Annotated in this window: 10 protein-coding genes; 8 read left to right on the top strand and 2 right to left on the bottom strand. The window is 44.5% G+C overall.

The features are described 5' to 3' along the window. Window positions 1-8 precede the first annotated feature (8 nt). Window positions 9-1,043, bottom strand: coding sequence for a LacI family DNA-binding transcriptional regulator (locus NLX73_RS09960; protein ID WP_061831435.1), 1,035 nt, complete (start codon window positions 1,041-1,043; stop codon window positions 9-11). 505 nt (window positions 1,044-1,548) lie between these two features. Here NLX73_RS09960 and NLX73_RS09955 point away from each other — a divergent pair. The 6 genes from NLX73_RS09955 (at window position 1,549) to NLX73_RS09930 (ending at window position 8,045) form a co-directional block, all read left to right on the top strand. Further along, window positions 1,549-2,433: an ABC transporter permease gene (locus NLX73_RS09955; protein ID WP_230584986.1), complete on the top strand. Its 885-nt coding sequence runs from the start codon at window positions 1,549-1,551 to the stop codon at window positions 2,431-2,433. A 14-nt stretch (window positions 2,434-2,447) separates the two neighbouring features. Beyond that, window positions 2,448-3,329 (top strand): carbohydrate ABC transporter permease, encoded by an 882-nt coding sequence (locus NLX73_RS09950; protein ID WP_013309484.1) that lies wholly within the window; start codon window positions 2,448-2,450, stop codon window positions 3,327-3,329. 18 nt (window positions 3,330-3,347) lie between these two features. Next, on the top strand, window positions 3,348-4,967 hold the full coding sequence (locus NLX73_RS09945) for an ABC transporter substrate-binding protein (RefSeq protein ID WP_254326027.1): 1,620 nt from the start codon (window positions 3,348-3,350) through the stop codon (window positions 4,965-4,967). A 98-nt stretch (window positions 4,968-5,065) separates the two neighbouring features. Beyond that, window positions 5,066-6,637 carry a glycoside hydrolase family 32 protein gene (locus tag NLX73_RS09940; RefSeq protein WP_254326026.1) on the top strand — a complete coding sequence of 524 codons (1,572 nt, stop codon included), beginning with the start codon at window positions 5,066-5,068 and terminating at the stop codon, window positions 6,635-6,637. 243 nt (window positions 6,638-6,880) lie between these two features. Further along, window positions 6,881-7,429: a helix-turn-helix domain-containing protein gene (locus tag NLX73_RS09935; protein ID WP_254326025.1), complete on the top strand. Its 549-nt coding sequence runs from the start codon at window positions 6,881-6,883 to the stop codon at window positions 7,427-7,429. Between the two features lie 100 nt (window positions 7,430-7,529). Next, entirely contained in the window at window positions 7,530-8,045 is a 516-nt protein-coding gene (locus NLX73_RS09930) for an acyl-CoA thioesterase (RefSeq protein WP_013309488.1), read from the top strand. A 110-nt stretch (window positions 8,046-8,155) separates the two neighbouring features. Here the strand turns inward: NLX73_RS09930 and NLX73_RS09925 are convergent, their stop codons facing one another. Beyond that, window positions 8,156-9,622: an RICIN domain-containing protein gene (locus NLX73_RS09925; RefSeq protein ID WP_254326024.1), complete on the bottom strand. Its 1,467-nt coding sequence runs from the start codon at window positions 9,620-9,622 to the stop codon at window positions 8,156-8,158. A gap of 227 nt (window positions 9,623-9,849) precedes the next feature. Between NLX73_RS09925 and NLX73_RS09920 the strand changes: the two genes are divergently transcribed. Both NLX73_RS09920 and NLX73_RS09915 read left to right on the top strand, forming a co-directional pair. Next, entirely contained in the window at window positions 9,850-10,542 is a 693-nt protein-coding gene (locus tag NLX73_RS09920; RefSeq protein ID WP_254326023.1) for a 4'-phosphopantetheinyl transferase family protein, read from the top strand. Between the two features lie 52 nt (window positions 10,543-10,594). Continuing rightward, window positions 10,595-12,184: an amidohydrolase gene (locus NLX73_RS09915; protein WP_254326022.1), complete on the top strand. Its 1,590-nt coding sequence runs from the start codon at window positions 10,595-10,597 to the stop codon at window positions 12,182-12,184. Window positions 12,185-12,207: the final 23 nt, after the last annotated feature.

The following is a 12,207-nucleotide window of genomic DNA, read 5'->3' as shown; positions in this document are numbered from 1 at the left end:
TGGTAGATTTAGTTTAGAACAGGGGTCGAGTCCCGGTATACGATATCCGTTGCAACATGAGTCACTCGGTATGGCATGGTATTGTCTTTGATTCTGGACAATAACATTTCGGCTGAAATAATCCCCATCTGACTACTGTAAATATGCACGGTTGTAAGATGAGGCTCGACAACCCGGGATTCCAAAGCATCATCGAACCCGCAGACAGCAATATCTTCCGGGACTTTAATCCCTTTGTTTTTCAAAGATTTGATCACGCTGATGGCAATGAAATCATTGGCACAAATAAAGACGGAGGGACATTCCCTCAGGGCATCCAACTGCTGTTCCATCCAGTTCTCCTCTAGAACGAAGTTGCGGTCAGGCGCTACAATGCTATGGGCAGGATCTACGGCGATTCCTGCTTCTGCTAAGGCCTTATTAAATCCGGTCCAGCGTTCATTAAAACTTTTGCAGTGATTGTAATCGCCTACAAAACCGAAGCTTTCATAGCCATAATCGATTAATTTCCGGGTAACACAGTATGTGCTGTGTTCATTTTCCATTAATACTAGATCCGCCTTCAATTCTGGATACATCATATCCGCAGCGCAATCAATAAAAATGGTTGGGATGCCAAGATCTGTGATCAGCTTGCTGTATTCCTTGCTGAACATTTCGATGCAGAAGATGCCAGCCACATTCGAAGGTTCAAAATTGCCGGGTAGGGTCATCGAATTGATATCATTCTCACGGACAAAATAAATAGATAAAGTATAGCCCTGTTTGCTGATTTCCTTCTCCAGTCCGCTAATCAACAATGATCCAAAGTGTGAGCTATTAGGAAGATTACAGGTCAAAAGTGCGATATTGCCTTGTTTTTCAGAAGCTGTTTCCATATAAGAAAATTGTTTGTATTTAAGCTCCATTGCTTTTTTGACCACCTTGTCCCTAGTAACGGCGGGAATACTCTCCACTCCATTAAGCGCCTTGGAGGCAGTGTTTCTGGAAATCCCCAAGGCATCAGCGATATCTTGTATCGTAACCTTTGACTTTCTCGTCATATTGTTCACCTTATTCTCCGAATTAAGATTCTTCATATTTCTAAATATATAGTATTTTCATGTTTTTAACAATGTATTTATTCAAATGAACAATATAAGTTTACGTTTGTTTATTTATATTGTGTATTTTTGATATATTTTTGCTAAAAACATTATAATTATCTTGAAATACGCTTTTCGAATGAATTTTTCACCCGAAATATATTGACTAATTAAATGTACATCTGATAAATTGTAAGAGTAAAAATGTTCAAATGTAAATTGTAAGCCCATTCATTTTGGGAATGTGTAAAATTCTCGTTCTGTTGGAGGTGTGGATATTACAAGCAAGTATTTGAAAAACATCTTGGTTAATTATGTCAGAGAGATGACATAACATGGCTTATATTTTGTGTCGTATAACAAGCCGTGAACAGTAGGAGGGAAAATATTGGCAAATTCGATCGTTCAAAAAAGGGGACTAAAGGCTTCAGAAACAAAAAAAAGAAACCATTGGTTAAGCTATATGCTTCGAAATTATATATTGTATTTGTTTCTGCTTCCGTCCATAATTCTTACCGTCATTTTCAAGTATGTTCCCATGTACGGCTCGATCATTGCGTTTAAAAATTTCAGCCCAAGAAAAGGCATCCTCGGCAGCGAATGGGTTGGATTTGAACATTTTCAGCGGTTTCTTTCATCACCAAATTTTTATGACATTTTAATGAATACGCTTAAATTAAGCGCTTACGGTCTTATTCTCGGCTTCCCAGTACCAATCATTCTGGCCTTAATGCTAAATCTGGTCAGAGGAGCGAAGTTCAAGAAGAATATTCAGCTTATTGTATACGCACCTAACTTCATCTCGGTTGTTGTTGTTGCCGGTATGCTGTTTGTTTTTCTATCGCCAGCTGGAATAGTGAACGCTTTGGTAACAACCTTCACCGGCAAGCCGATTGCTTTTATGACTGATCCTGCCTATTTCCGAACGGTATATATTTTGTCCGGTATATGGCAAACAGCGGGCTGGTCCTCTATCATTTATGTGGCCACCTTAGCCAATGTGGACCCGCAGTTGCATGACGCTGCAACAATTGATGGCGCTTCATTGATGAAGAGAATCTTCCACATTGATCTGCCAGCTCTTAAACCCGTCATGGCCGTCCTGTTCATTCTCGCTGCAGGAGGTATTATGTCGATCGGCTATGAAAAGGCTTACCTGATGCAGACGGCTCTGAACACACCTACCTCGGAAATCATCGCGACTTACGTATACAAGGTGGGGTTGCAATCCGGCGATTATGCTTATTCTACGGCAATCGGGTTGTTCAATTCCGTAATTAATGTATTCCTGTTGATTTTCGTAAATACCGTCGTCAAGAAGCTGAACGAAGGAGAAGGGCTGTATTAAAGAAGGAGGTATTTATGGATATTCATTACACCGGGAAGGACCGGATTCTGCTCATCATCAATTATATTCTACTTGGTTTGTTTGTTCTCGCTATTCTGTTACCGCTGGTTTATGTGGTGCTTTCGTCCTTTTTAACTCCAAATACCCTGATTACCAAAGGGTTTGCCATTACATCATCAGACTGGACACTCACGGGATATGCCAAAATCCTAAGCAACAGTGCCATGATCCGCGGTTTTTTTAATGCTATTTTTTATTCAGCAGCCTTTGCGTTCGCAACCGTATTATTTTCCGTCTTCGCGGCTTATCCGCTTGCGATTGAAGAGTTGGTAGGGAAACGGTCCATTATGATCTTTTTCCTGATAACGATGTTTTTCGGTGGCGGTCTGATTCCTACCTACCTGGTGATTAAGGATTTAGGCATGTTGAATACGGTCTGGGCCATTATTCTGCCCGGCTCGATCAGCGTATTCAATATTATTCTGGCAAAGACTTATTTCCAGGGACTTCCGAAAGAACTGTTCCAGGCGGCGAGTATAGACGGAGCTTCCGAGCTCAGTATTTTCTTTAAAATCGTCCTGCCGCTTTCCAAGCCTATTATTTTTGTTCTAGCTTTATACGCTTTTGTCGGACAGTGGAATTCTTATTTCGACGCCATGATTTATCTGGATGATCCGAAGCTGTTTCCGCTTCAACTAGTACTGCGCTCCATTTTGATACAGAATCAGGTTCAGCCCGGCATGATTGCCGATGCGATGGCACAAGCGGAGCTTAAGAAATTGTCTGAAATGATTAAGTACTCTGCCATTGTCATATCAAGTTTGCCTTTGATTGTCATGTATCCATTCTTCCAGAAGTATTTCGAAAAGGGTGTCATGGTAGGTTCGATCAAATAACAAATCGGGGGAATAGAGATGAAAAAAACATTACTAACCTTGTCTGTGTTGGCACTTTCTACTTCACTGCTTGCCGGATGTGGCGGTTCAGGCAATAATTCTGCGGCATCCGAAGATTACAAGCTGGAAAATGTTACTCTGCCGCTTAAAGAGAAAGTTACTTTGCATTTTATGACTCAAAGCTCACCGCTGGCACCTTCCGATCCAAATGAAAAGTTGATTTATAAAAGACTGGAAGAAAAAACAGGGGTGCATATCGATTTTACCAACTTCACCTCCGATTCCTTCATTGAAAAAAGAAACCTTGCTGTTGCCAGTGGAGATCTTCCAGATGCCATACTGGATGCCGGATATTCTGATTATGATTTGTTGAATCTCGGAAAGGATGGAACTATTATCCCTTTAGAGGATTTGATTCAAAAATATATGCCGAATCTGCAGAAGGTATTGAAGGAAGCACCTGAGTACAGATCCATGATAACCGCACAGGACGGGCACATTTATGCCTTTCCTTGGATTGAAGAACTGGGTTCTGAGAAGGAGAGCATTCATTCTGTAAACGACATGCCATGGATCAATGTGGAGTGGCTGAAAAAGCTGGGACTTAAAATGCCAAAAACCACCGAGGATTTAAAAAAAGTTCTGCTCGCATTTAAAAATGGCGACCCTAACGGAAATGGCCAAGCGGATGAAATCCCGCTGTCCTTTATGCTCAATAACGGCAATGAGGACCTGAATTTTCTGTTCGGATCATTCGGTCTTGGGGACAACGGCGATCATACGGTAGTGACCAATGAGGGGAAAGTGGTCTTCACTGCCGATCAGGATGGTTATAAAGAGGGGATTAAATATCTTAATGAGCTGTATAAGCTGAACCTGATCGACGAAGAGTCATTCGAGCAGGATTACAATACGTATCTGGCCAAAGGCCAGAATGAAAAATATGGTCTCTACTTTCAATGGGATAAGGCGAACATCTCAGGAGATAACGATAAATATGAATTGATGAATCCGCTCGCCGGGCCAAGCGGTGAAGTCAATGTGACCCGCACGAACAATCTCGGCTTTGACCGGGGGAGAATGGTGATTACCAGTGACAACAAAAATCTTGAGCTTACGGCAAAATGGATTGACCAACTGTATGATCCTATCCAGTCCGTACAGGACAACTGGGGCACCTACGGCGACAAAACTCAGCAGAACATTTTTGAATACGATGAAGCGAGTCATATGCTGAAGCATCTTCCGCTTAAGGGAACGGCCCCTGTCGAGCTGCGGCAAAAAACGAATATCGGCGGTCCATTGGCAATTCTTGACGAGTATTACGGAAAAGTAACGACCAAGCCCAATGATGCAGTGGGACGGCTTAAACTCATGAAGGAAAGACTCGTTCCTTATATGAAGGCTGACCATAATTTCCCGAAAGTCTTCTTCTCGCTGGAGGATCAGAAGCAGATTTCCACATTGGAAACCGATTTGTTTGCTTACGTTAACCGCAAGCGGGCGGAATGGATCAAGACGGGTAAAGTGGAAGAAGAATGGGCCGAATATAAAGCCGAGCTGTCCAGACTGGGGCTAGATAAATGGCTGGAAATCAAACAAAAAGGTTATGACAGATATCTTAAAGATCAAGGCTGAAACATTTAAATGATAGTATCTCAAATTCATTTGCAAACGAGCAAACTCAAATTATTATGTTAAATACCTTATCAACAATCAAAAGGAGAGCGGATACTATGAAAGAATTAAACCTAACGGACGACTATAGCGGCAGAAAGAGAAAAAGTAACTATAGTGAGACGTACAGGCCTCAATTTCATTATTCACCGGAGAAAAATTGGATGAACGATCCCAACGGCATGGTTTACTTTGAAGGAGAGTACCACCTGTTCTACCAGCATACCCCCCATGATACGCAACCTGATTTTGGCAACATGCATTGGGGTCATGCGGTAAGCAAGGATCTAGTGCATTGGACTGAGCTTCCACCGGCCATTCCACCTGGGGAGGACGGAGCGATCTTCTCGGGGAGTGCGGTGGTGGATAAGAACAATACCAGCGGATTTTTCGACGAGGAAGGATCAGGATTGGTTGCCATTTATACGAATGAGGGCAACAAGGCTCAGCCTGGAAAGCCGCAGGTGCAAAGCATTGCTTACAGCAAGGATAAGGGTCGAAGCTGGACAAAATATGAAGGTAACCCGGTTTTATTTCCAACAGATACGCTAGACTTTCGTGATCCGAAGGTGATTTGGCATGATGAATCATCAATGTGGATCATGGTTCTTGCCGTAAGGGACCGTGTAGAATTTTACACATCTCCAAACCTGAAAGAATGGTCTTTTGCAAGCGAATTCGGTTCCGACATTCCGCATATCCACCGAGGGATATTTGAATGTCCTGATATATTTCGAATCCAAGTGGATGAGGATCTTAATACCACGAAGTGGATTCTGATGCTAAGCGTCGGGGATAGAAATGGTGTGAATCCAGACGATCCGGAACCACCGGCAGGCGGTTCTGGCATGATGTATTTCGTAGGCAGCTTTGACGGTAAGTCGTTCACGCCAGATGAAGCGTTGGAATCTATCGATACTATCAAATGGGTAGACTATGGATCAGACTTTTACGCGGCCGTGACCTGGAATGGCATTCCAAACGAGGACGGACGAAAGATTTGGGTCGGCTGGATGAACAATTGGCGTTATGGTACCACGCTACCTTCAGAGGAATGGCGTGGCAAGATGTCAATTCCTCGTGAGTTACAGCTTAGAACTTATCCGGAGGGACTTCGCCTAATCCAAACACCTATAAATGAATTAAGTCAGCTAAGAAAACCAATTTTGTCTCTGCAAGACTTGACGATTAAGCCAGGTATGAACGTGTTGTCTGATATTTCGGCAGCCAAGGCAGAAATTATTGCAGAATTTGAAATCGGTACTGCCGTGGAATTCGGGTTTAAAGTACGGAAGTCCGCCAATCAGGAGACGATCATCGGATATAATATCTCGAATGAGGAATTGTTCGTCGATCGGACGAAGTCGAGCGCCACTGATTTTCATTCCGATTTCACAGCAATACACAAGGCCACTATGAAGCCAGAGCATGAGAGGATACAGTTGAGCATTTATCTGGATTGGTCAAGTGTCGAAGTCTTCGGCAATCATGGAAAAGCAATCATTTCAGACATGATTTTTCCGGACTTCGAAAGTAAGGGTTTAGAACTCTACGCCATTGGTGGAGAACTAAGGGTCGTGTCGCTTCAGATCAATGATCTGGTAAGCATTTGGGGAAATGAGAATGTTTAGACGTTAACTATTGATATTATTCAAATTTTAATTATCTCACGAAGGAACTCATTGAGTAGCGAGTGTCAAATTGATTTTTCAATTTGACACTTTTTTATATTGGATAAGATAATGAGTTTGTGTAAGCTAGATAGCAATAAGGCTGTTAAGACTTAATTGTAGATTCATTTTCGAATGAACCTCTCTCGAGTAAATTGTGTATTCTTCTTATATAGACTTTTGGATACAAGGAGGCAACGTTCCGTGGATTCAATGCAGCATATTATTGGCTCTAATTTGGCTCAAATCAGGAAGACTAGAGGATTAAGTTTGGATAAGGTGGCTGAACTGACAGGGGTCAGCAAAGGGATGCTGGCTCAGATTGAGAAGGGGAAATCCAATCCTACGGTAACAACCCTTTGGAAAATTGCGAACGGTTTGCATGTATCCTTCTCCACCTTTCTCAAAGAAGACCCGCCGCAAATCACGAAGATTCGGAGGGAAGACCTGCATCCGGTTATTGATGAGGATGGTAACTATTTTGTTTACCCTGTATTCCCGTATCACGCTGAAAAGAAGTTTGAGGTGTTCACGGTAAGTCTGAAGCCAGGCTTTACACACCAGGCAGAGAAGCATCTGGGTGAGGAAACGATTCTCATGATCCGTGGGGAGATGTACTTTGAAATGCAGGGGCAACAGCTCAAGCTGAGTGCAGGGGATGCTGTGCAATTTCAAGTATCTGACATACATACCTACCGCAATAATTCGGAAGAGGATGCCGATTTTTATGTATTGATTTATTATGCGGATTAGTGGGATGATTAGCATAGTCTAAAACAGGCTTCCACATCAGGATTTTGCAAAATCCAGAGATATAAAAAGAGAGCAACGAGGAAAAGAGAGGAAAGAACCCATGGAAAGCAAGTACATCCGAGAAACCTACTGCTTCAAGACGTCCCGAGTATTTCCCAACGATATCAACAATCATAACACGCTCTTCGGCGGCCGATTGATGTCGTATATCGACGATATCGCATCTATTGCAGCTGCTAAGCTGTGTCGTACGAACACAGTTACAGCCTCTACGGATTCGGTGGATTTTTTGCTACCTATCCATCCGAGTGATTCTGTCACGCTGGAAGCGTTCGTAACCTGGACAGGCCGCAGCTCGATGGAGGTGTTCGTAAAGGTAATTCGTGAAGGACTGATGACTGGCGACCGAAAAATCGCAGCCACCGCCTTCCTGACCTTTGTGGCTTTGGACGAGAACAACCGTAAGGTGACCGTGCCACAGGTGATTCCAGAAACAGAAGAGCAGTTACAATTGCACCAGACGGCTCCATCTCGCGCAGCCATACGGCGTCAGCGGAGGGAAGAAAGCAAGCAGCTGGCTAGTTTTCTGACAACAGATTATCCGTGGGAACTGTAACGTACTAGAGATTATCAATTTCATCGTTTTACGTAAAAAGGAGCCGTCTTTTCCGGTAGCAGTCGACCATGATCTGCTTGGAATACGGCTCCTTTTGAAAATAACTTGAGCTATTCTACTTTAACTACACGGAAATGCTGATTTGTCCCACCGTTATCGCCCCATTGAATGGCTTTAGCTCCATCGGCGGTGGCGCCTTCAGAAATATCGATCAGCTTGCCGGTTGCCCGATTTTTCAGCTTGTAATAACCACCGGTTACGGATACTAATTGCCAATGCTGACTGGACCAGCCTCCGTCGCTCCACTGCTCAATAACTGTACCGTCTGTTGTCGTACCGCTTTCAACACCAATTAGCTTTCCGCTGTTGCGGTTTATAATTTTATAATATCCGCTGCCTGCATCCTTGAGCTGCCATTGCTGGTTTGCTGCCCCGGAATTTGCACGCTGCTCCAGATCTGCGCCGTCCGTCGTTGCATTGCCAATAATGCTTAGTGGCTTATTGCTCTTGCGATTCACTAGCTGATAATAGTCATCCGGATCAATGGCAATTGGCGTCGTTATCCCCTCGACCACACCACTGGCGGTGTCAATATTAATGCTGTCGAACCAATCCATGGCTAATGAAGTCGCTGTTGGAAAACGCAGTGGCAACCATACATATTGAGAATCCTGCACAGGACCGCTCCACGCACCCGCCCAACGGTCGCCCAAATACAGGTATGAAGTTGTCTGGGCACCTTCAACAGGGATCACGTAAGCCGACTGTGAACCATATGTCGTACCGTCCCCGAAGTTTATCGTATTACTCCAGGTTCCTTCAATGCTGGATGCGGTAGCATACTTGGCCTGATTGGGATTCCAGCCGGTTGCCCCGGATGTAATCAGGAAGTAGACGTCTCCTTTTTTGAACATCGCCGGAGCTTCACGATATTGTCCAGGCCAAAGTGTAGTCACCAGCGATTCAACTTGCAGAAAATCCGGTGTCAGTCGATAAATGTTCAGATCTGCGTTTACCCGGGTAGCCGAAATGAGGTAAGCTGTACCGTTATCGTTGTATACGGTCATATCGCGCGAATCGTAATCCAGAGGACGGAAGCTGCCCTGATACGTGTAATCGCCGTCCACCGTATCGGAAGAGGCGACAGCCACTCGGGCCTCGTTGTAATTAACCCCATTCTCCTTGTGCATCCATAATACGTATTTACGTGTTTTTTCATTATAAATTACTTTCGGACGTTCAATATTCGAAACATTCAGCTCTACGGCGGAGCTGCTGGTCAGTACGTTTTTACGAAACTCCCAGTTTTTTAAATCAGAGGAACGGTAGGCGGATACCGCCTTGAATGTGCCGTTGGGATTACGATTTTCACCAAACCAATAATAGTAACCGTCTACTTTAATCATACCACCCCCATGGGCATGGACCACGTTTCCATCTGTATCTTTAAACTGAATGCCATTCACAACATTCGCTGAAGCGGCTGAAGCGATCTTAGGTGAAAACATCTGAAAAATGCTCAACGTCAGCAAAATAGAGAGCATAATACACAGCAAGCGGGCAAAATCATATTTCATTGTTTCGTCCTCCTCTGTATGTTTTATTTTAAAGCGCTTTCATTAATGGACTCTATGAAGTAGTTTTAATAGAGCTACTTATCCCAATTGTATCCATATTGAATTGAAAGTGCTAGAGTAGTATATTGACCATGTACACGGCACACGCCATCCATATCTAACAGACTTCCATCGAACGGTGAGTGTTACAAACTGGCTGATATTCATTAGGTATACAGGAGGCAACCATGAAAATATACGCGATTGATACGAGCAAGCCGGAGGCTGAGGAGCATTACGAATCACTGGTAAATCAGGTTTCGCTGGAAAAGCAGCAGAAGTTAGATCGTTTTTTACATCGGGAAGATGCTTTGAGGGGGTTATATGCCGATGTGCTGCTAAGATGGTTGGCCTGCCGGCAATTGAAGGTATCTAATGCCAGTCTTCAATTTACATACAATGCATTCGGTAAGCCTTCCTTGATTAATGCACCCGCATTCCATTTTAATGTTTCTCACTCGGGAAAATGGGTGGTATGCGCTATTGATGATCACCCGCTTGGAATTGACATTGAGCAGCTCCGTCCTATTGATTTGGAGGTAGGTAGAGTGTGCTTTTCGGACACAGAGTATGATGCGTTAATGCGTCAGGACGCAGACAGCCGCTTATCGTATTTTTACGATCTATGGACGCTTAAGGAAAGCTTTGTCAAGGCCGAGGGGCAGGGACTAACCCTACCGTTGAAGTCTTTTTCATTTGAGCTAAAGGCACAACCATTCATAGGCTTCACGACAGAGGGCTTTACCACCGAGTATTGTCATTTTAAGCAGTATGAGCTGGATCAGGATTATAAAATGGCTGTCTGTGCAGCTCATGACCAATTTGCCCAGCAGGTGCAGCAGATAGATATAAATACACTACGCTTGGAAGTGGCAACATAGGCGTAATATGAAGTGGATATGCGTATAGTTGAAAAAAAGGAGATGAGTGGCGTTGACATTCGTTTTGTTCAAGCACGGCCGGTTGTATGGGGAGTGGGCTTTCAAAGGAGACTCTATCGTTGTACAGCATGGACGGATACAGGCCATCGGGTATGCTCGGGAGCTTGAATTACAGTTGTCCGGTAAGGAATATGAAACTGTGGATTGGGAAGACGCTTATGTACTGCCAGGCTTAACCGATTCACATATGCATTTGTCTATGCATGGTATGAAGCTGGCTATGCTGGATTTAACATCAGCTACCTCCAAGGAAGAGATGCTGGCTATGCTGCGCAAACGGGTCGCTGTAACACCGCCGGGAGAATGGATTTTAGGACTCAACTGGAATGAAAATGCGTTTATTCCTGTTGAAATACCGGATATAGCCGAGCTGGATGCCATTACAGATCAGCATCCGGTATATCTCACTCGTACGTGCTTTCATACGTTCTTGGCCAATTCAGAGGCATTTCGACGTGCGGGTATTAACGAGGACACCCCTGACCCGGCTTCGGGAGCCTATGGGCGAGATGCAGATGGACGGTTGAACGGATTGATTTATGAGGAAGCATCCTTTGCCTTTACTAGTGTGCAGCCAGAGCCGGATTATTCGGTTAAGAAGGATACGATTCGGCGGGCTTGTATGGATGCGCTAAGGCTTGGTTTGACTGCTGCGCACACAGAGGATTTACGTTTTTTGGGCAGCGTGGAGACGATGCAGCAAATTTACAGGGAGCTGAGGGAAGAAGGTCTTCCTTTTCGCACACACCAGCTCATCTATCATCCATTTTTGGAAGAAGCGAAAGTGCAAGGGCTGCGTTCAGGTACCGGAAATGAGTGGTTTAAAATCGGTGCGATAAAAATGTTTGCCGATGGCGCTATTGGTGGAAGAACGGCTTTATTATCCGAACCTTACAGTGATGCTCCACATACCTGTGGAATGGCGATCCAACCGCAGCCAGAGCTGAATCAGATGGTGGCTGCTGTCAGAGCAGCAGGCTATCCGGTGGCTGTGCATGCCATAGGGGATGGGGCGGCGCACATGATTTTGACAGCGATGGAGGCTCATGCGCTCACGGAGGAAAGCGGTTTGCCAGACCGCCTGATCCATGGACAGGTGCTTAGGGGTGATTTGGTCAAGAGAATGGCGAAGCTGCCGCTGATCGCGGACATCCAGCCCCGTTTTGTCGCAAGTGACTTCCCTTGGGTACTGGGTCGGGTGGGGAAAGAACGGACTGAATATTTATATGCCTGGAAAAAGCTACTGGAAGCAGGCATTCCATGTGCTGGAGGTAGTGACGCGCCGATTGAGCCGTTAAACCCTTTTCTTGGTATTCATGCGGCAGTGACTCGTGCCAAGCCGGAAGAAATGCATGAGGGCTATCTTCCCGCTGAAAAGCTGGATGTACATGAAGCCATTCATTTGTTTACCACGGGAAGCGCAGTAGCAGCCGGTGAGGCTGATGAAAGAGGGACGATAGCTGAAGGGAAAGCCGCTGACTTTACAGTCATTGACCGTGATGTATCGGAAAGCCCGCAAGCTTTACTTGATGTTAAGGTACGAATGACAGTTGTAAACGGGAAAGTTGCATATCGGTCATAGGCTGGGAATAAGTATATATGTCA

Origin of the sequence: Paenibacillus sp. CH40 (assembly GCF_024213605.1) — a bacterium.
Classification (GTDB): Bacteria; Bacillota; Bacilli; order Paenibacillales; family Paenibacillaceae; genus Paenibacillus; species Paenibacillus polymyxa_B.
The sequence above is the reverse complement of the archived record's forward strand: the minus strand, read 5'-3'. Positions and strand labels throughout refer to the sequence as shown.

What these genes read in the sequence shown, in the direction of transcription:
- NLX73_RS09960 (WP_061831435.1), bottom strand. Translation starts at nt 1,043, where the DNA reads ATGACGAGAAAGTCAAAGGTTACGATACAAGATATCGCTGATGCCTTG.
- NLX73_RS09955 (WP_230584986.1), top strand. Translation starts at nt 1,549, where the DNA reads ATGCTTCGAAATTATATATTGTATTTGTTTCTGCTTCCGTCCATAATT.
- NLX73_RS09950 (WP_013309484.1), top strand. Translation starts at nt 2,448, where the DNA reads ATGGATATTCATTACACCGGGAAGGACCGGATTCTGCTCATCATCAAT.
- NLX73_RS09945 (WP_254326027.1), top strand. Translation starts at nt 3,348, where the DNA reads ATGAAAAAAACATTACTAACCTTGTCTGTGTTGGCACTTTCTACTTCA.
- NLX73_RS09940 (WP_254326026.1), top strand. Translation starts at nt 5,066, where the DNA reads ATGAAAGAATTAAACCTAACGGACGACTATAGCGGCAGAAAGAGAAAA.
- NLX73_RS09930 (WP_013309488.1), top strand. Translation starts at nt 7,530, where the DNA reads ATGGAAAGCAAGTACATCCGAGAAACCTACTGCTTCAAGACGTCCCGA.
- NLX73_RS09925 (WP_254326024.1), bottom strand. Translation starts at nt 9,622, where the DNA reads ATGAAATATGATTTTGCCCGCTTGCTGTGTATTATGCTCTCTATTTTG.
- NLX73_RS09920 (WP_254326023.1), top strand. Translation starts at nt 9,850, where the DNA reads ATGAAAATATACGCGATTGATACGAGCAAGCCGGAGGCTGAGGAGCAT.